Origin of the sequence: Streptococcus infantis (genome assembly GCF_047460825.1) — a bacterium.
Taxonomy (GTDB): domain Bacteria; phylum Bacillota; class Bacilli; order Lactobacillales; family Streptococcaceae; genus Streptococcus; species Streptococcus infantis_V.
On record NZ_JASHFO010000016.1, the window covers coordinates 13,689 to 33,677 of the forward strand.

The 19,989-nt window shown below is 41.7% G+C and carries 16 protein-coding genes and 1 riboswitch; of the genes, 9 read left to right on the top strand and 7 right to left on the bottom strand.

Going from position 1 to position 19,989, the window contains the following annotated elements; all coding sequences use genetic code 11:
- Nucleotides 1-94 precede the first annotated feature (94 nt).
- Complete coding sequence (locus tag QM911_RS06060; RefSeq protein WP_320692642.1) at nucleotides 95-1,366, bottom strand: extracellular solute-binding protein; 1,272 nt, start codon at nucleotides 1,364-1,366, stop codon at nucleotides 95-97.
- 418 nt (nucleotides 1,367-1,784) lie between these two features.
- On the opposite strand from QM911_RS06060, the gene malQ reads away from it, so the two are divergent.
- The 3 genes from malQ to QM911_RS06075 all read left to right on the top strand — a co-directional run bounded on the left by malQ (nucleotide 1,785) and on the right by QM911_RS06075 (nucleotide 6,069).
- Nucleotides 1,785-3,302, top strand: coding sequence for a 4-alpha-glucanotransferase (gene malQ, locus QM911_RS06065; protein ID WP_373115504.1), 1,518 nt, complete (start codon nucleotides 1,785-1,787; stop codon nucleotides 3,300-3,302).
- A 22-nt stretch (nucleotides 3,303-3,324) separates the two neighbouring features.
- The gene (gene glgP, locus QM911_RS06070; RefSeq protein ID WP_075227018.1) at nucleotides 3,325-5,583 is read left to right on the top strand and encodes a glycogen/starch/alpha-glucan family phosphorylase; all 2,259 of its coding nucleotides are present in this window, start codon (nucleotides 3,325-3,327) and stop codon (nucleotides 5,581-5,583) included.
- 279 nt (nucleotides 5,584-5,862) lie between these two features.
- Complete coding sequence (locus tag QM911_RS06075; RefSeq protein ID WP_414261019.1) at nucleotides 5,863-6,069, top strand: hypothetical protein; 207 nt, start codon at nucleotides 5,863-5,865, stop codon at nucleotides 6,067-6,069.
- A 108-nt stretch (nucleotides 6,070-6,177) separates the two neighbouring features.
- On the opposite strand, the gene QM911_RS06080 is transcribed toward QM911_RS06075, so the two are convergent.
- Nucleotides 6,178-7,026, bottom strand: coding sequence for a putative RNA methyltransferase (locus QM911_RS06080; RefSeq protein WP_414313415.1), 849 nt, complete (start codon nucleotides 7,024-7,026; stop codon nucleotides 6,178-6,180).
- A 53-nt stretch (nucleotides 7,027-7,079) separates the two neighbouring features.
- On the bottom strand, nucleotides 7,080-8,336 hold the full coding sequence (gene tyrS / locus QM911_RS06085) for a tyrosine--tRNA ligase (protein WP_414313416.1): 1,257 nt from the start codon (nucleotides 8,334-8,336) through the stop codon (nucleotides 7,080-7,082).
- Between the two features lie 183 nt (nucleotides 8,337-8,519).
- On the opposite strand from tyrS, the gene mutL reads away from it, so the two are divergent.
- From mutL to QM911_RS06105, 4 genes are read left to right on the top strand one after another with little or no spacing between them, the layout of a single operon-like run.
- A complete protein-coding gene (mutL, locus tag QM911_RS06090; protein WP_414313417.1) occupies nucleotides 8,520-10,469 on the top strand; it encodes a DNA mismatch repair endonuclease MutL in 1,950 nt (649 codons plus the stop codon).
- A 15-nt stretch (nucleotides 10,470-10,484) separates the two neighbouring features.
- Entirely contained in the window at nucleotides 10,485-11,078 is a 594-nt protein-coding gene (gene ruvA, locus QM911_RS06095) for a Holliday junction branch migration protein RuvA (protein ID WP_414313418.1), read from the top strand.
- Nucleotides 11,079-11,087: 9 nt separating this feature from the next.
- Nucleotides 11,088-11,648: a DNA-3-methyladenine glycosylase I gene (locus QM911_RS06100; protein WP_414313419.1), complete on the top strand. Its 561-nt coding sequence runs from the start codon at nucleotides 11,088-11,090 to the stop codon at nucleotides 11,646-11,648.
- Nucleotides 11,649-12,323, top strand: a complete 675-nt coding sequence (locus QM911_RS06105; RefSeq protein WP_414313420.1) for a lysostaphin resistance A-like protein — start codon at nucleotides 11,649-11,651, stop codon at nucleotides 12,321-12,323.
- A 44-nt stretch (nucleotides 12,324-12,367) separates the two neighbouring features.
- Here QM911_RS06105 and QM911_RS06110 read toward each other — a convergent pair whose 3' ends face one another.
- The 4 genes from QM911_RS06110 to QM911_RS06125 all read right to left on the bottom strand — a co-directional run bounded on the left by QM911_RS06110 (nucleotide 12,368) and on the right by QM911_RS06125 (nucleotide 15,653).
- Nucleotides 12,368-13,405 (bottom strand): S66 family peptidase, encoded by a 1,038-nt coding sequence (locus QM911_RS06110; RefSeq protein WP_414313421.1) that lies wholly within the window; start codon nucleotides 13,403-13,405, stop codon nucleotides 12,368-12,370.
- A 150-nt stretch (nucleotides 13,406-13,555) separates the two neighbouring features.
- Nucleotides 13,556-13,819 (bottom strand): SemiSWEET family transporter, encoded by a 264-nt coding sequence (locus QM911_RS06115; protein ID WP_000166358.1) that lies wholly within the window; start codon nucleotides 13,817-13,819, stop codon nucleotides 13,556-13,558.
- A gap of 202 nt (nucleotides 13,820-14,021) precedes the next feature.
- Nucleotides 14,022-14,696 (bottom strand): DUF1129 domain-containing protein, encoded by a 675-nt coding sequence (locus tag QM911_RS06120; protein WP_414313422.1) that lies wholly within the window; start codon nucleotides 14,694-14,696, stop codon nucleotides 14,022-14,024.
- A 12-nt stretch (nucleotides 14,697-14,708) separates the two neighbouring features.
- Nucleotides 14,709-15,653: a magnesium transporter CorA family protein gene (locus QM911_RS06125; RefSeq protein ID WP_414313423.1), complete on the bottom strand. Its 945-nt coding sequence runs from the start codon at nucleotides 15,651-15,653 to the stop codon at nucleotides 14,709-14,711.
- 142 nt (nucleotides 15,654-15,795) lie between these two features.
- Between QM911_RS06125 and uvrA the strand changes: the two genes are divergently transcribed.
- Both uvrA and QM911_RS06135 read left to right on the top strand, forming a co-directional pair.
- Nucleotides 15,796-18,627 carry an excinuclease ABC subunit UvrA gene (gene uvrA / locus QM911_RS06130; RefSeq protein WP_414313424.1) on the top strand — a complete coding sequence of 944 codons (2,832 nt, stop codon included), beginning with the start codon at nucleotides 15,796-15,798 and terminating at the stop codon, nucleotides 18,625-18,627.
- Complete coding sequence (locus QM911_RS06135; RefSeq protein WP_006149592.1) at nucleotides 18,620-19,681, top strand: M24 family metallopeptidase; 1,062 nt, start codon at nucleotides 18,620-18,622, stop codon at nucleotides 19,679-19,681. Before uvrA ends, QM911_RS06135 begins: the two co-directional genes overlap by 8 nt.
- Before the next feature lie 50 nt (nucleotides 19,682-19,731).
- Nucleotides 19,732-19,888, top strand: a riboswitch (M-box (ykoK) riboswitch).
- Nucleotides 19,889-19,989: the final 101 nt, after the last annotated feature.

The following is a 19,989-nucleotide window of genomic DNA, read 5'->3' on the forward strand; positions in this document are numbered from 1 at the left end:
GAGCTCGATGCTAATCAGTAAAACTACTGAAAACATTGTCAGTGTATCTAAAAATCAAGGGAGATGTTTGAATTATCTCCCTTGAAGCAATCAATTAGTTACCAAATTTTTGTTGGATTGTTTCTTTGATCAATGTTACAGCATCATTAGCAGCTGTTTTAGCATCTTTCTTACCACTTACAGCTTCAAATAGCATTGTTTTAGCTGGGTCCCAAACAGCTGACATTTGAGGGATGTTTGGCATTGGTTGAGCGTTTTGGAACTGTTTGATAACAGCTGTTGTCAACTCATCGTTTTTACCTTCAGCATATGAACGAGCCTCAGTGTTAGCTGGGATTTCGTTAGTTTTATCATAGAAGGCTTTTTGTTCTTCAGTTGAAACAAGGAAGTCTACAAATTTTTGAGCAGCTTCAAGGTTCTTAGTACTTGATGGGATGATCCAAGCTTTACCACCACCGAATGTTTCATAGTTTTTACCGTTTGGAAGAGTTGGGATAGTCGCAACACTGTAGTTTACTTTAGCATCTTTGAAGGCCTGAGCTTTCCAAGGACCATCAATGATAGCAGCTGTTTTACCTTCTTGGAATTGAGTTTGGATTAGGTTTGGAGCTCCTTCCGTATCTTGCATACCTTTAGGCCATTTTTCGTACCAAGTTTTAGCGTAGTTGATAGCAGTGATAGCTCCTTCGTTTGCAAGTCCGATATCTTTAGGATCTTTACCGTTGTCACCAAATACGTAACCGCCGTTACCAGCAAGAAGTCCGTATGCATAGTAGAAGTTTGTCCAGTCAGCAAGGAAGGCAGTTGTTTTACCATCTTCACCAGCGAAGGCATATTTGCTATCTTTAGCAAGGTTTTCCAAGTCAGCAAAAGTTTTTGGAGCTTCTTTAATCAAGTCTTTATTATAGTACAAAACAAGTGACTCGATAACAGCAGGAGCACCGTAAACTTTACCGTCAGCAGCTGTTACAAGAGATTTAGTTTTATCATCTGTTTTAGCACCGTCGCTCAATTTCACTTCTGAAAGTTGTCCGTCTTTACCAAGGCTACCTACTCGGTCGTATGGTGCCATCATAACGTCAGCAGCTTTACCAGATTGGTTATCTAGAGAAAGGTTATCGAGACCACCCATTTGGTCTCCTGTTTTGATAGTAACTTTTACTCCAGCTTCTTTTTCGTAAGCTTGTGCAGCTGATTCAGCAAATGCTTTATATTGGTCTTCAACGTATAAAGTAAGTTCTTTACCTTCAGATGAACCAGAATCAGCCGCTTTATCAGCAGTTTTGCTTCCGCAAGCTACCAAAAGCAAGCTAGCAAGAGTAGCAGTACCAAGTACAGCTGCGCTCTTCATGAATTTAGTTGACATAGTGTATTCCTCCTAAAGAATAACAAATTTTATAGTCTAGGGAACGCAAACGTTTTCCCTTATGACCTTAGTATAGCACAAACAGAAAACGGTTGCAAGTATTTTTTTGAAAAAAATTTAAAAAGCTTGTTACTGGCTAATTCCTAAAATTGTTTGTATAATAGTAGAGAAAGATGTAATCGTGTAAATTTCGATTCAAAAATAATTGAAGGGAAACGATTGCATGATTAGGATGATGATTAAAAGGGTATTAAAAATAAGAATATAGTAACTTGAAAGTTTGTCAAAAAAGATTAAACAATAAAAAGTTTTTTTTAAAAACGCTTGCATTTATTTTAGAAATGGGTTATACTTTACATAGCGCAAACGTTTGCGCACAAATTTGAACAATTAATAAAAAAACACTTGAGGTGCTATTATGAAGAAACGTCAAAGTGGTGTGTTGATGCACATCTCATCACTTCCAGGAGCTTACGGAATCGGATCATTTGGTCAAAGCGCCTATGATTTCGTTGACTTCTTGGTTCGTACAAAGCAACGTTACTGGCAAATCCTTCCTTTAGGAACAACCAGCTACGGAGATTCTCCTTATCAATCTTTCTCAGCCTTTGCTGGGAACACTCATTTTATCGATCTTGATATTTTGGTAGAGCAAGGCTTATTAGAAGCAGGTGATCTTGAGGGAGTAGACTTCGGTAGCAATCCAACTGAAGTTGACTACGCTAAAATTTACTATGCACGTCGTCCCCTTCTAGAAAAAGCAGTCAAACGTTTCCTTGAAGTTGGAGATGTGAAAGACTTCGAAAGATTTGCTCAAGACAACCAATCATGGCTTGAACTTTTTGCAGAGTATATGGCTATTAAAGAGCATTTTGATAACTTGGCTTGGACAGAGTGGCCAGATGCAGATATTCGTGCGCGTAAAGCTTCTGCTCTTGAAAGCTACCGTGAACAATTGGCAGACAAACTTGTATACCACCGAGTAACCCAATATCTCTTCTTCCAACAATGGTTGAAATTGAAAGCATACGCTAACGAAAACCACATCGAGATTGTGGGGGATATGCCAATCTATGTTGCTGAAGATTCAAGCGATATGTGGGCAAATCCACACCTCTTTAAAACAGATGAAAACGGGAAAGCAACTTGCATCGCAGGATGCCCACCAGATGAATTTTCTGCGACTGGTCAGCTTTGGGGTAACCCAATCTATGACTGGGAAGCGATGGATCGCGATGGTTACAAATGGTGGATTGAACGCTTGCGTGAAAGCTTTAAAATCTACGATATCGTGCGTATCGACCACTTCCGTGGATTTGAGTCTTATTGGGAAATCCCAGCTGGTTCTGAAACAGCAGCACCTGGTAAATGGGTGAAAGGACCTGACTACAAACTCTTTGCAGCGGTTAAAGAAGAACTTGGTGACTTGAACATCATCGCTGAAGACCTTGGTTTCATGACTGATGAAGTTATTGAACTTCGTGAGCGTACTGGATTCCCAGGAATGAAGGTCCTTCAATTTGCCTTCAATCCAGAAGACGAAAGTATCGACAGCCCACACTTGGCACCAGCTAACTCTGTTATGTATACAGGAACACATGATAACAACACTGTTCTTGGTTGGTACCGTGATGAGATTGATGATCCAACTCGTGAGTACATGGCACGCTACACAAACCGTAAAGAGTACGAAACAGTGGTGCATGCTATGCTTCGTACAGCCTTCGCATCAGTAAGTTTCATGACGATTGCAACTATGCAAGATTTGCTAGAGTTGGATGGTTCAGCTCGTATGAACTTCCCATCTACTCTTGGTGGAAACTGGTCATGGCGTATGACAGAGGAACAATTGACTCCTGCTGTCGAAGAAACTTTGCTTGACTTGACTACAATTTATCGCCGTATCAATGAAAATTTGGTAAAATTAAAGAAATAAGACATTATCAGGAGACATAAAAATGTTACCATTAAAAGAATTTGTACAAAATCGTTACAATAAATCTATCGCAGAATGTAGCAATGAGGAGCTTTACCTTGCTCTTCTTAACTACAGCAAACTTGCAAGCAGCCAAAAACCAGTGAACACTGGTAAGAAAAAAGTTTATTACATCTCAGCTGAGTTCTTGATTGGTAAACTCTTGTCAAACAACTTGATTAACCTTGGTCTTTATGACGAAGTTAAAAAAGAACTTGCTGACGCAGGTAAAGAGTTGATCGAAATCGAAGAAGTAGAATTGGAACCATCGCTTGGTAATGGTGGTTTGGGACGTTTGGCAGCCTGCTTTATCGACTCAATCGCTACACTTGGATTGAACGGTGACGGTGTTGGTTTGAACTACCACTTTGGTCTTTTCCAACAAGTGCTTAAAAACAACCAACAAGAAACTATTCCTAACGCTTGGTTGACTGACCAAAACTGGTTGGTTCGTTCAAGCCGTAGCTACCAAGTGCCATTTGCACACTTTACATTGACATCTACTCTTTACGATATCGATGTACCTGGTTACAAAACTGCTACGAAAAACCGCTTGCGTTTGTTTGACTTGGATTCAGTTGATTCATCTATCATTGAAGATGGCATTAACTTTGATAAGACAGACATCGCTCACAACTTGACTCTTTTCCTTTACCCAGACGATAGCGACAAACAAGGTGAATTGCTCCGTATCTTCCAACAATACTTCATGGTTTCAAACGGTGCACAATTGATCATCGATGAAGCAATTGAAAAAGGAAGCAACTTGCACGACCTTGCTGACTACGCAGTTGTACAAATCAACGATACTCACCCATCAATGGTGATTCCTGAATTGATCCGTCTTTTGACTGAACGTGGTATCGAACTTGATGAAGCAATCTCTATCGTTCGTAGCATGACTGCTTACACAAACCACACAATTCTTGCTGAAGCCCTTGAAAAATGGCCTCTTGAATTCTTGGAAGAAGTGGTTCCTCACTTGGTACCAATCATCAAAGAATTGGACCGTCGTGTTAAAGCAGAATACAAAGATCCAGCTGTTCAAATCATTGATGAAAACGATCGTGTACACATGGCCCACATGGATATCCACTATGGATACAGCGTAAACGGGGTTGCCGCTCTTCACACTGAAATCTTGAAGAACTCAGAGTTGAAAGCTTTCTACGACATCTACCCAGAAAAATTCAACAACAAAACAAACGGTATCACATTCCGTCGTTGGCTTATGCATGCGAACCCAAGCTTGTCTCACTACTTGGATGAGATTCTTGGCCGCGAATGGCACCATGAAGCTTCTAAATTGGAAGACCTTCTTTCATACGAAGACAAGGCTGCTGTCAAAGAAAAATTGGAAAGCATCAAAGCTCACAACAAACGTAAATTGGCTCGTCACTTGAAAGAGCACCAAGGTGTGGAAATCAATACAAACTCTATCTTTGACATCCAAATCAAACGTCTTCACGAGTACAAACGTCAACAAATGAACGCTTTGTATGTAATCCATAAATACCTTGACATCAAGGCTGGTAACATCCCTGCTCGTCCAATCACAGTCTTCTTTGGTGGTAAAGCAGCTCCTGCCTACACAATTGCTCAAGACATCATCCACTTGATCCTTTGCTTGTCAGAAGTGATTGCTAATGACCCAGCAGTTGCACCACACTTACAAGTGGTTATGGTTGAAAACTACAACGTTACTGCAGCAAGCTTCTTGATTCCAGCGTGTGATATCTCTGAACAAATCTCACTTGCTTCTAAGGAGGCTTCAGGTACTGGTAACATGAAATTCATGTTGAACGGAGCTTTGACTCTTGGTACTATGGATGGAGCTAACGTGGAAATCGCTGAGTTGGTTGGAGACGAAAACATCTACATCTTTGGTGAAGATTCAGAAACTGTTATCGACCTTTACGCAAAATCAGCTTACAAATCAAGCGAATTCTACGCTCGTAAAGCGATCAAACCATTGGTTGACTTTATCGTGAGCGACGCTGTTCTTGCAGTTGGTAAGATTGAACGCTTGGAACGTCTTTATAACGAATTAATCAACAAAGACTGGTTCATGACTCTTCTTGACTTGGAAGACTACATCAAAGTGAAAGAGCAAATGCTTGCTGACTACGAAGACCGTGACGCATGGTTGGATAAAGTCATCGTTAACATTTCTAAAGCAGGATTCTTCTCATCTGACCGTACAATCGCTCAGTATAACGAAGATATCTGGCACTTGAACTAAGATATACAATTTAATAGTTATTACACTATCTAGCAAAAAAGCGAGTTTCAATTGAAATTCGCTTTTTTTGAATGTTATGGACTTGAGGTTGACTGGTCTCAAAAGAAAAAATAATTTGTCAATAATTTCTAGATTTAAAAATCAGACCTAGAGAACACTAAGAAGGTTGGTTGTACTACCTTTAAGCCTAAGGTTCTTCTTAGCTGTTACCTCAAATTTCTTGTATTCGTTTACAAACAGTATTATAATAGTATTATAGTAAAGAAGGAGGATGTTCTTATGTGGAAAAAATATTTTTCAAAATACAAATGGACGGATTTATTTTGGATTCTTTTTGTAATTGGGGCATGCCTCTTGACGGGTAATAGTTCTTCGTTTCCACTGACTCATCAAGAAATCTCTTTTCATGGATGTTGTTATGGGGCATCACTTGCCTTATATCACTTGCTATTTATTGATAAATTTGTCATTTCAAATCGAAAATAAATGGAGAGGTTAAAATTTTTCCACTTTTCGGATAGATACTTGAAAAATCGTGTTTTAAACCCGCATCTCAAGAAGAGGTGCGGGATTTGTAGTATCTCAAAAATTTATTTACAGTGCTTTTCCGACCAGAATCTCTGCTTCGATGGTAATCTCTGTCAGTTGGCTCCAATCAATCTTGCTTTGGTCAACGTGAAAGAGGAGGGGTGTCATGCTGAGTAAAGCTTGTCTTTGCTCTGCGGTGATGGATTTGGTCAGGGAAGCAGTCTGGATAGATTGGATGTTGAAATATTCTTGGAAATGTTCCTTGATATCTTGATTGGAATAGTCCTTCTTTGTCAGCTGATCCTGTACTATCTGGCGGATTTCCTTGAGGTGGTTTTCGGTAGGGATGACCTTGATTAAGATACCATCTTTTGATAAAACTCGTTGAAATTCTCCATAATTTGCAGGCGAGAAGATATCAAGAAGGATATCCATGCTGGTGTCTTTTATAGGAAGACGAGCTAGGTCACCGACAAACCAATTGACTGCCCAGTTAGGTTCGCTCTTGGCAGCGATTTGGACCGAATCTTTTGAAATATCAAAGGCATAGAAGGTCTTGTCAGGGTGCACTTCTTGGAGTTTGCGAGAGTAGAAGCCTTCGCCACAGCCGATATCCAAGATTGTTTTACTCGTTTCTAAGCTAGAAAGCATGGTTGATAAGGCATCTAAAATAGCCTGATAAAAGCCAGCTTCTAGGATTTGCTGGCGATTTTGAAAGTTTTCTTTATCGTAGTTGGAGGATTGTTTGATTTGGGGTGCCAGATTGACATAACCGAATTTTGCTAGGTCAAAAGAATGCCGATTCTCACATTTAAGACTAGACTCTACCAAGGTCAGGTTTTCTTGGCAGACGGGACAGGCAAAAGCGCTAGCAGAAGCGAAGCGCTGGAGTTTGGGTTTGAGGTTTGTATTCATAGTTTAAGTGTATCAAAAAAAGGACTGGATGGCAAATGCCTCCAGTCTGTTTTTTAATATGTAAGGACGAAGTATTTTTTCTTACCACGGCGGATAACAGTGAGTTCGTTCTCTAATTTATCGTTATCCCCTAAGACATAGTCAAGGTCTTGGATGCGGTCGCCGTTGACGTAGATGGCTCCGTTTTGAACATCTTCACGGGCTTGGCGTTTTGAGTTAACCACGCCAGAAGATACAAGAAGTTCAACGATGTTGTGATTTTCATCTGCTTGTACTTGGTAGTTTGGTACGCCACGAAGTCCTTGTTTGAGTTCTTTGACAGAAAGGTTTTTGATATTTCCAGCAAAGAGTTGTTCAGTGATGTTAAGAGCTTCTTTGTAAGCTTCTTCTCCGTGAACAAGTGTTACGACTTCACGAGCGAGGACTTTTTGAGCCAAGCGTTCGTGTGGAGCTGCTTCAAATTGTTTGCGGATGTCTTCAATCTCATCCAGTGACAAGAAAGTAAAGATTTTCAAAAAGCGAACAGCGTCAGCGTCCATAACATTCATCCAGAATTGGTACATTTCGTATGGGGAAGTCTTTTCAGGATTGAGCCAGACTGCATTTCCTTCTGATTTACCAAATTTCTTACCAGTTGCGTCTGTAATCAGTGGAACAGTGATAACGTGACCAGTCTTGTCGGCTTTACGACGAAGCAATTCGGTACCAGCGGTCATATTTCCCCATTGGTCAGAGCCGCCGATTTGTAGGGTTACGTTGTGCTCTTGGTTAAGGACAAAGAAGTCATAACCTTGCATGATTTGGTAGGCAAACTCAGTGTAAGAAATCCCTGTTTCGATACGTTTCTTCACAGACTCCTTACTCATCATGTAGTTGACAGTGAAGTATTTTCCGATATCACGGAGGAAGTCAATGAAGCTGATGCTGCCAAACCAGTCGTAGTTGTTGACCATGACAGCTTTATTTTCACCATTTTCAAAATCAAGAAAGCGAGAAAGTTGTCCTTGGATAGACTTGACCCAGCCATCTACTGTGTCTTTTGTTTGGAGACTACGCTCAGCATCTTTGAAGGACGGATCTCCGATGAGACCAGTAGCACCGCCAACGAGCGCATAAGGTTTGTGACCTGCTAACTGCAAACGACGACTTGTCAAGATAGCGACAAGGTGGCCTAGGTGAAGGCTGTCAGCAGTTGGATCGTAGCCAGTATAATAAGAAACTTGACCTTCTTCTAGGGCTTTACGCAAAGCTTCTTCATCAGTCGTTTGAAAAATCAAACCACGCTCTTTTAGCTCATCAAAAATGTGCATGTGTCTTTTCTCCTTTATAAAATATTGTTTCTACCTATTGTACCACAAACTTGGTAAATAACCTAGTAAAATCGGGAAGAAAGTTGCTGCTTGGACTTTTTTGGAAACGAGTGAAATATGGTATAATAGCACTAGCTTATTTTCAGAGAAATAGATAAAAATAGTTGAGAAAGGGGCTGGAAAATGTCTCATATTATTGAATTACCAGAAGTATTGGCCAACCAAATTGCAGCAGGAGAAGTTATCGAGCGTCCTGCTAGCGTTGTCAAAGAATTAGTTGAAAATGCTATCGACGCTGGCTCAAGCCAGATTATCGTTGAGATTGAAGAAGCTGGTCTTAAGAAAATCCAAATCACAGATAATGGTCACGGGATTGCCCACGATGAAGTCGAGTTGGCTCTCCGTCGTCATGCGACCAGTAAGATTAAGAATCAAGCGGATCTTTTTCGGATTCGGACCCTCGGTTTCCGTGGTGAAGCCCTGCCCTCTATCGCATCTGTCAGTGTCTTAACCTTGTTGACTGCGGTGAATGGTGCCAGTCACGGGACAAAACTAGTGGCTCGTGGGGGAGAAGTTGAAGAAATCATTCCTGCGACAAGCCCTGTAGGGACTAAGGTTTGTGTGGAAGACCTCTTTTTCAATACACCGGCTCGTCTCAAGTATATGAAGAGCCAGCAGGCAGAGTTGTCTCATATCATTGATATTGTCAATCGTCTGGGGCTAGCCCATCCGGAGATTTCTTTTAGCCTGATTAGCGATGGCAAGGAAATGACACGAACAGCTGGTACGGGTCAACTGCGTCAAGCAATTGCTGGAATTTATGGTTTAGCCAGTGCTAAAAAAATGGTTGAGATTGAGAATGCTGACCTAGACTTTGAAATTTCAGGCTTTGTCTCATTGCCTGAATTGACACGGGCTAATCGTAACTATATCAGCCTTTTTATCAATGGCCGTTATATCAAAAACTTCCTGCTCAATCGTGCTATTCTTGACGGTTACGGCAGCAAACTCATGGTGGGGCGTTTTCCGCTGGCTGTGATTCATATCCAGATTGACCCTTATCTAGCAGATGTCAATGTGCACCCGACCAAGCAAGAGGTGCGTATTTCTAAGGAAAGAGAGCTGATGGCACTGGTTTCAGAAGCTATCGCAAAGAGTCTCAAGGAACAGACCTTGATTCCAGATGCCTTGGAAAATCTGGCAAAATCTACTGTTCGCAATCGTGAAAAGGTTGAGCAAACGACTTTGCCACTGAGAGAAAATACGCTCTACTATGAAAAAACGGAGCTGACAAGACCACCTCAAGCTGAGGTGGCAGACCATCAGGTGAGTCTGACGGAAGAAAGACAGGATTTGACCTTGTTTGCTAAGGAAACTTTAGACCAGCTGACCAAGCCTGCTAAACTGCATTTTGCAGAGAGAAAGCCTATCAGCTACGACCAACTGGATCATCCTGAGTTAGATATGGCTAGTTTGGATAAGGCTTATGACAAGCTAGAGCGAGAAGAAACGTCAAGCTTCCCAGAATTGGAATTTTTTGGGCAAATGCACGGGACCTATCTCTTTGCCCAAGGTAGAGATGGGCTTTACATCATAGACCAACACGCAGCTCAGGAGCGGGTTAAGTATGAGGAGTATCGCGAAAGTATTGGCAATGTTGACCAGAGCCAGCAGCAACTCCTAGTGCCCTATATCTTTGAATTTCCTGCGGATGATTCCCTTCGCCTCAAGGAAAGAATGTCTCTTTTAGAGGAAGTTGGCGTCTTTCTAGCAGAGTACGGGGAGAATCAATTTATCTTGCGCGAACATCCCATTTGGATGGCAGAGGAGGAAATTGAATCTGGAATCTATGAGATGTGCGACATGCTCCTCTTGACCAAGGAAGTTTCAATCAAGAAATACCGAGCTGAACTAGCCATTATGATGTCCTGCAAGAGGTCTATCAAGGCTAACCACCGTATTGATGATCATTCTGCTAGACAGCTTCTCTATCAGCTCTCTCAATGTGACAACCCATACAACTGTCCGCACGGACGCCCTGTTTTGGTCCACTTTACCAAGTCAGATATGGAGAAGATGTTCCGTCGCATTCAAGAAAATCATACAAGCCTACGCGAACTAGGAAAATACTAAATTTAAGGGAAAACTATGTACGAATATCTAAAGGGTATCATTACCAAAATTACTGCTAAATACATTGTTCTAGAAGCTAACGGGATCGGTTACATTTTGCACGTGGCTAACCCCTATGCTTACTCAGGACAAGTCAATCAAGAAGCGCAAATCTATGTCCATCAAGTTATTCGCGAAGACGCTCATCTCCTTTACGGTTTCCGTTCAGAAGACGAGAAAAAACTCTTTCTCAGCTTGATTTCGGTGTCGGGCATTGGCCCTGTTTCTGCTCTGGCTATCATTGCAGCAGATGACAATGCTGGCCTCGTTCAAGCCATCGAGACTAAGAATATTACCTACTTGACTAAATTCCCTAAAATCGGTAAGAAAACAGCCCAACAGATGGTCTTGGACCTAGAAGGTAAGGTGGTTGTGGCAGGCGATGACCTCCCTGCTAAGACTGAAGTTCCATCTAGCAGCGACAATCAAGAATTGGAAGAAGCCATGGAAGCTATGTTGGCCTTGGGCTACAAGGCGACTGAGCTTAAGAAAATCAAGAAATTCTTTGAAGGAACTTCAGATACTGCTGAGAACTACATCAAATCTGCCCTTAAAATGTTGGTGAAATAGGAGAAGTCTATGCCAAAACGCTGTGGCTGGGTTAAAATGAACAACCCTCTCTATGTAGCCTATCACGATGAGGAATGGGGGCAGCCCCTACATGATGACCAGGCGCTTTTTGAATTGCTTTGCATGGAGACTTATCAGGCTGGTCTTTCTTGGGAAACGGTGCTCAATAAACGCCAAGCCTTCCGTCAAGTTTTTCATGGTTACCAAATTCAAGCTGTTGCAGACATGACGGATGAAGAATTGGAAGCTTTGATGGATAATCCAGCCATCATCCGCAATCGTGCCAAGATATTTGCGACGCGAGCCAACGCTCAGGCTTTTCTACAAGTTCAGGCAGAATTCGGAACTTTTGATGCTTATCTTTGGTCTTTTGTGGAAGGGAAAACTATCGTAAATGATGTCCCTAACTATGCTCAAGCACCAGCCAAAACGCCTTTGTCTGAAAAAATATCCAAGGATCTCAAAAAACGTGGCTTCAAGTTCACAGGACCAGTCGCTGTTTTATCCTTTCTACAAGCTGCAGGGCTAGTTGATGACCATGAGAATGATTGTGAATGGAAGGGGAATTAAATGATGTCTAACAAAAATAAGGGAGTTCTGATTTTTGGGCTCCTCTATACCATTCTCTTTGTGTTTGATGGCGTTAGATGGTTGGCTTCCTTGATGCCGTCTACCATTGCAAATTATCTAGTCTATGTAGTATTAGCACTATACGGCTCTTTCTTGTTCAAGGATAGATTAATCCAACAATGGAATGAGATTAGAAAAACTAAAAGAAAATTCTTCTTTGGCGTCTTAACAGGATGGCTCTTTCTCATTCTGATGACTGTTGCCTTTGGATTTGTATCAGAGTTGTTGAGGCAGTTTTTTTGGCTGGTCGAACAAGGTCTAAATCAGTCGAATATTCAAAGCAACTTTCAAGAGCAACCAATACTGATAGCAGTTTTCGCCTGCATCATTGGACCTTTGGTGGAAGAACTCTTTTTCCGTCAGCTCTTATTGCATCACTTGCAGAAAAGTCTGCCAAGTTGGCTAAGCATTCTTCTGGTAGGATTTATCTTTGCACTGACTCATATGCATAATTTAAGTTTATCAGAGTGGGTCGGTGCAGTCGGATACCTAGGTGGTGGCCTTGCCTTTTCTATTATTTATGTGAAAGAAAAGGAGAACATCTACTATCCCCTACTGGTTCATATGTTAGGCAATAGCCTATCCTTTATTATTTTAGCTATCGGTAGTATGTGATGAAAATGCTAGTAACGATACTGAAAAAAGCTGAGAAATTCATCTCAGCTTTCTTTGTTATAGTCAAAGCGAATGACTTGCTTCGTTGCATCTACATAGGCGTGGACTCCGAAGGGGACGATCGCTCTTGGAGTTGCGTGTCCGATATTCAGATTATAGACAATCGGGATATTGCTGTCAATGATATCCAATAGTGCCTCTTTATAGTCGTCATAGAAAGTTTCATCCATAGGTTTTCCGACCAAGAGTCCACTGATAACCTCGAATATCCCATTTTCCTTTAAAGTCTGCAACATCTTTTTGAAATATTCTGGCTCAGGCTTTTCTTCGCTTGTCTCTAGCAAGAGGATCTTTCCTTCCCAGTCTGACAAGTCAGGGAAAAGTTTGTATTTTTGGCAGAGCTCCGTGCTGTCTGCGTATCGAGAGTTGTCAAAGATATCGTAGAGAGATTCGAGGCAACCACCGAGGATTTCTCCCTCGAACTGGGCATTTCCTTGTAACAAGTCAAAACCAGTATTTGTATGATTGATACGAGGTGTTCCTAGAGCTTTGGGACTGAAGTCAGTTCGTTCCTCATACCAAACGTCACTAGGGCGGATTTCTGAGATTCTTCCCGTCTCAATCAATTCTTTAAAGTAGTGAAGGCTATAGGCTAACATTTCTTTGTCTAATTCACAAATGTCTGCTAAAAAGGATTGACCATAAAAAGTTTTAACACCTAGTTTATGCAACATGAGATGGTTCATGGTTGTATCCGAGAAACCAAGAAAAATCTTTTGTTTGATAACTTTTTCTAGTTGGTCATTTTCAAAAAGGTAGGGCAACAAACGATAGGTATCATCTCCACCGATGGCGCATAGGATCATGTCGATACTATCATCAGAAAAGGCTTGCATCAAATCCTCCGCACGTGCTTCAGGATGGTCCTTGATAAAGTCTAAGCCTTTTAACGAATGGGGCAAAAAGATAGGATTGAGTCCTAGATCCTTGAGACGTTGAATACCCAAGTCCACTTCGTGTTTGACAAAGTCTTCTCCGATAATGCCACTAGACAAACTAACAATACCAATAGTAGAAACCATATCTCATCCTCCTAGAAATAAATTGATGCTATTGTATCACAAAAGATGAGGAGAAACAACAAGAATTAGAATCAGAAAATGGCTTTTAGATCACGAAAGTAGTAAAAAAGCAACCGTTCGATGTGGTTGCTTTTTATAGTAGTTGCATTCTTATAGAGCAGTAAGGAAGGTCAGTCCGCCAAGGACAACTCCGGCCGAGTTTGGAATGATTAGAATCCAATCTTTCTTAGGCTCTTTTGTCCATCCATAAATGACCCAGATTAAGCAAGAGATTGCGGCAGATAAAGGTTGGAATGGTTGAGCTTTGTTCCCTTGTAAATTGGCAAAAATTTGGGGGATGTAGGCTATAAATACAATAATCCCAATAAAGGCACCAATTGAACCAACAATTTGATTAATTCTCTGTTTAGTCATATATATTTCTCCTTATTATTTTATTAGTATAACAGAAAAACAACTTGGATTCAAGGATAAAACCTCGGGATTCCAAGGGAAGACTTTACATTGAAGTAAATTTAGACAAAATGTCTATTTATGATTTTGACGAATCAATAAATGATTTGGAACTACAAAAAAAGTAGTCTGTCTACAAAACACACTACTTTCATTGTTTATCTTAATATCTAGCAGGTCCTGCACTTGCGCTCTTGATGTTGAAACGTTTTTTGAGGTAGAAACGTAGGGCAAGGAGAGCTCCTCCGATAACCATCAAAACAAGAGGTGGTAGGCTGATGTTGATGGCTTGTGGAAGGAAGTTACTCAAGAAGAGGATGAAGACCCAGGCAAACATGGTTGCTAACATAACCAAAAGTGATTTCCAGAATGGAGGACGTTGGCTACGGTCAGTATCTGGTCCGTAGTAGCGGTAGATGAAGTGGTAGAGAAGGTAAAAGGCAACTCCACCAAAGGCCCCTACACTGATAAGTGTTACCAATCCGTAGGCAACGGGTTGGTTTGAGAAGAAGCTCATCAAGGCACTAACTACTGCAAACAATCCTGTAATGAAAAGGGCTGAATCCAACATCATCAATTTTGGATCGTCATTTTCTTTTGGATGCTCTTTTTCATATTGTTCTTTCTCAGTGTAGCTGTGAGCCCAGTGAGTTGGCGCTCCGTAGATAGAGCGGGCAGTCACTCCCTTTGGTTGTTCTTCAAGGATATGAGGAATGACTTCTTCAAGTATAGCCTTGATTTCAGCATCTGTTTTTCCGTCCTTTAGAAATTGCTGGGTTGCAATGTGGATAAATTCTTGGTTTTTCTTGGTTAATTCTTTTAAATCAATCTGTGACATAATAACTCCTGTTTAGAACCATTTTTTATGGATGAGGTAAAGAGTGAGAGAAACACTCATAGCAAAGGCGATAAAGACGATGAGCCAGAAAGCATGCGGTTCTCCGTTTAAAGGGATTTCATTATCCTTAAAGTTCATTCCGTAAGCTGAGAAAATCATGGTCGGGATGGACATAACGATGGTCACAAGTGCCAAGGTTTTCATGATATTGTTCTGGTTGTTTGAAATGATAGAAGCAAAGGTCTCTGTCATAGAGTGAAGGACGTTTCCATAGATGTCCGCCATCTCGATGGCCTGTTGCGTTTCAATCAAGGTATCTTCCAGTAAGTCTTCGTCTTCGAGATATTTCTTGATGTTACTAGTTGCGCTGGTCAATTTTTTAATCACGCGCTCATTTGTCTTAAGTGAAGCTTTGAAGTAGACGATGGTCTTTTCCAATTCCATAAGCTCAATCAATTCTTCGTTTCGAGTAGATTGATGAAGTTGACTTTCAATCTGCTCACTCTTACGTTCGATAGAACGGAGGGCAGTTAGGTAAATCTCAGCATTACGGTAGAGAATCTGGAAGATGAAGCGCGAACGCATGAAGGTATAGAAATTTCGAAGCCTACGATTGATAAAGACATCAAGAAGTGGTAGAGGCTCCAAGCAGGTGGTGATGATAGCCTCTTCTGTGATGATAATCCCCAAGGGAATAGTCACATAGTAGGTTTGATTATTTCTTTCTTCTGTGATTGGGACGTCCACGATAATCAAGGTGTACTCATCTTCGATAGTAATACGAGACATCTCTTCCGCATCGAGTGGTGCACGGAGGTCAGCTATATCAATATCAAAGGCCGAGGCGATTTCCATCGATTCGCTTTGAGTAGGATTGACGAGATTGATCCAAGTGCCCGGCTGGAGCGTATCGATCTCTTTAAATTCAGTTGTAGTTGAGAGAAAGACTTGCTTCATATCTCCTATCCTTTCCTAATCTAATCCGTGTTTCAGTGATTTTTGACACCGTACTATTATACTATAAATTCGGCTTTTTTGGTAATAGAATTTCACTTTTTTTGGTATAATGGAAAGCAACAATGAACTAGAAAGAAGTAATATGCAAGATAAGATTGTCATCCATGGGGCACGCGCCCATAATTTAAAAAATATAGATGTGGAAATTCCGCGTGACAAGCTAGTTGTGGTGACGGGACTATCTGGATCAGGAAAATCTAGTTTGGCCTTTGATACCCTTTATGCAGAAGGGCAACGTCGCTACGTTGAAAGTCTGTCCGCCTATGCTCGTCAGTTCTTGGGCAATATGGAAAAGCCAGATGTAGATTCTATCGATGGTCTCAGCCCTGCCATTTCCATTGACCAGAAAACAACCAGTAAAAATCCTCGTTCGACGGTTGGAACAACGACGGAAATCAACGATTATCTACGTCTCCTCTATGCTCGTGTAGGGACACCCTACTGTATCAATGGACATGGGGCTATCAAGGCTTCGTCTGTCGAACAGATCGTAGATAAGGTTTTGGAATTACCAGAGCGCCAGCGTCTGCAGATTTTGGCTCCTGTTATTCGTAAGAAAAAGGGGCAACACAAGACGCTGATCGAAAAGATTCAAAAGGATGGTTACGTCCGTGTCCGTGTCGATGGAGTTGTCTACGACGTGACTGAAGTTCCTGAACTTGAAAAGAATAAGCAACACAACATTGACGTGGTAGTAGACCGTATCATCATCAAGGAAGGTATCCGTAGTCGTCTCTTTGATTCAATTGAAGCAGCTCTCCGTATCGCTGAAGGTTATGTCGTTATTGATACTATGGATGATTCAGAGTTGCTTTTCTCAGAACACTATGCTTGTCCAGTTTGCGGCTTTACAGTTCCGGAACTAGAACCTCGTCTTTTCTCCTTCAATGCACCATTTGGCTCCTGTAGTGAGTGTGACGGTTTGGGAATCAAGCTAGAGGTTGATACGGACTTAGTCGTACCAGATGCTAGCAAGACTCTTCGTGAGGGAGCCTTAGCGCCTTGGAACCCTATCTCTTCTAACTATTATCCAAATATGCTGGAACAAGCCATGACAGCCTTTGGAGTGGATATGGATACGCCTTTTGAGGACTTGTCTGAGGAGGATAAACATCACATTTTTTATGGTTCAGATGGGAAAGAATTCCATTTCCACTATGAAAATGAATTTGGTGGAGTTCGTGATATCGATATTCCATTTGAAGGAGTGCTTGGAAATATCAAGCGTCGCTATCATGAAACAAATAGCGACTACACTCGTACACAAATGCGTCTCTATATGAACGAGCTGACTTGTGGCACCTGTCATGGTTATCGTCTCAATGACCAAGCCTTGTCTGTTCGTGTAGGAGGAGAGAAAGGACTCCATATCGGAGAAATTTCAGACCTCTCCATCGCAGACCATTTGGAAGTTATTGACCAGCTAACCCTATCTGAAAATGAGGCTATTATCGCTCGTCCTATCCTGAAGGAAATCAAGGACCGCTTGACCTTCCTCAATAACGTGGGTCTTAACTATTTAACGTTATCCCGCTCGGCAGGAACCCTATCAGGTGGGGAGAGTCAACGTATTCGTTTGGCGACCCAGATTGGTTCCAATCTCTCAGGAGTTCTCTATATCCTTGATGAGCCATCCATCGGTCTTCACCAGAGGGACAATGACCGCCTGATTGCCAGCCTGAAAAAGATGCGTGACTTGGGGAATACCTTGATCGTGGTGGAACACGATGAAGATACTATGCGAGAAGCTGATTATCTGATTGACGTTGGCCCTGGTGCAGGTGTCTTTGGTGGAGAAATTGTTGCTGCAGGAACGCCTAAACAGGTAGCTCGCAACAGCAAATCCATTACAGGACAGTATCTGTCAGGGAAACGCGCGATTCCAGTGCCGTCAGAACGTCGTGTAGGAAATGGACGCTTTATCGAAGTGATAGGCGCGCGTGAGAACAACTTGCAAAACATCACCGTTCGTTTCCCACTAGGAAAATTCATTGCGGTGACAGGGGTATCTGGTTCAGGGAAGTCTACCTTGATTAATAGCATCCTCAAAAAGGCTATTGCACAAAAGCTCAATCGCAATTCAGACAAGCCTGGTAAGTTTAAATCCATTACAGGAATCGAGCATATCGATCGTCTGATAGACATTGACCAGAGTCCAATTGGACGAACACCGAGGTCTAATCCTGCGACCTATACAGGTGTCTTTGATGACATTCGAGACCTCTTTGCTCAGACCAATGAAGCCAAGATTCGTGGCTACAAAAAGGGTCGCTTCAGTTTCAATGTCAAGGGTGGTCGCTGTGAGGCCTGCTCGGGTGATGGGATTATCAAGATTGAAATGCACTTCTTGCCAGATGTTTACGTAGCCTGCGAAGTCTGTCATGGGACTCGCTACAACAGTGAAACTCTAGAAGTTCACTACAAGGAAAAGAATATCTCGCAAGTCTTGGATATGACCGTCAACGATGCGGTTGAATTTTTCAAACACATTCCGAAAATTCAACGCAAACTCCAGACTATCAAAGATGTTGGTCTAGGTTATGTGACCTTGGGACAACCAGCTACGACACTTTCTGGAGGGGAGGCCCAGCGTATGAAGCTGGCTAGTGAACTCCACAAGCGTTCGACCGGTAAGTCCTTCTACATTCTAGATGAGCCAACGACTGGGTTGCATACTGAGGACATCGCTCGTCTACTCACCGTTTTGTCCCGCTTTGTCGATGATGGCAATACAGTTCTCGTCATTGAGCACAATCTGGATGTCATCAAAACAGCAGACCATATTATCGACCTAGGACCAGAAGGTGGTGTTGGCGGTGGTACTATTATCGCAACAGGAACTCCAGAAGAAGTAGCTGCCAATGAAGCTAGCTATACAGGACAGTATTTGAAAGGAAAGTTACATCATGAATAAACGTGTGCAAGCATTTTTAGATAAAATGCAAGAAAAAGAACTAGATGGTATCATTATTAATAATCTTAAAAATGTCTACTATTTGACAGGATTTTGGGGTTCAAATGGAACGGTCTTCATCAGCCGTGACCGTCAGGTCTTAGTGACAGATGCTCGCTATATTATCGCTGCCAAGCAAGAAGTTACTGGCTTTGAGATTTTTGCAGAACGTGATGAGTTGGCAACTATCGCAAAGATTGCAAAAGATATGGGCCTTTCTCGTATCGGATTTGAAGATGAGATTTCAGTTTCTTATTATCATCGCATGCAAACCGCCTTTGAAGGTTTAGAACTAGTTCCACAGACACAGTTTGTTGAAGCCCTTCGTATGATTAAGGATGAGACAGAGATTGCGACTATTCGTAAGGCTTGTTCCATCTCAGACCAAGCTTTCCACGATGCTCTTGACTTTATCAAGCCAGGTAAGACAGAAATTGAAATTGCCAACTTCCTGGACTTCCGTATGCGTGAATTAGGCGCTGCTGGTTTGTCTTTTGATACCATCCTAGCGAGTGGTATCAATTCTTCTAAACCCCATGCTCACCCAATGCACAAGCCAGTAGAACTAGGCGAAGCAATCACTATGGATTTTGGGTGCCTTTATGACCACTATGTCAGTGATATGACACGTACCATCTACCTAGGTCATGCCAGCGACGAACAAGCAGAAATCTACAACACCGTTTTGAAGGCTAACCAAGCTCTGATTGACCAAGCTAAGGATGGCTTAGGTTTCCGTGATTTTGATAAAATCCCTCGTGATATTATTGTGGAAGCAGGCTATGGAGAATACTTTACACACGGTATCGGGCACGGTATTGGACTTGATATCCACGAAGAACCTTACTTTAGCCAAACTTCCAAAGAAGTTATTAAATCTGGAATGGTCTTGACTGATGAACCTGGTATTTATATTGAAGGGAAATACGGAGTTCGTATCGAAGATGATATCTTGATTACAGATACAGGTTGTGAGTTATTAACCCTTGCTCCAAAAGAATTAATCGTAATCTAAGAAAAATGAGATAAATCGTTGACTTTTACTAGTTAAAGGTTTATACTGAAAGGCGAAAACGGTAGGTGAGGCTACCATAGGGATACGGATGACTACCGCAAAACAGTGGAGACACTACTCGTTGGTCAACAGTCCTGGTCGCGAAGGTCAAGACTAAGCTCATTACATCGCCCTATGGAGTTAAAGCTTGAACGAAAACAGACAATAAGTTTTTTAGTCCTGCCATTTTATGGCAGGACTTTCTGCTGTTTTAAAACAAAGAAAGGAGACAAACGATGCAAATTGACGATCATCCAGAACCGCACATA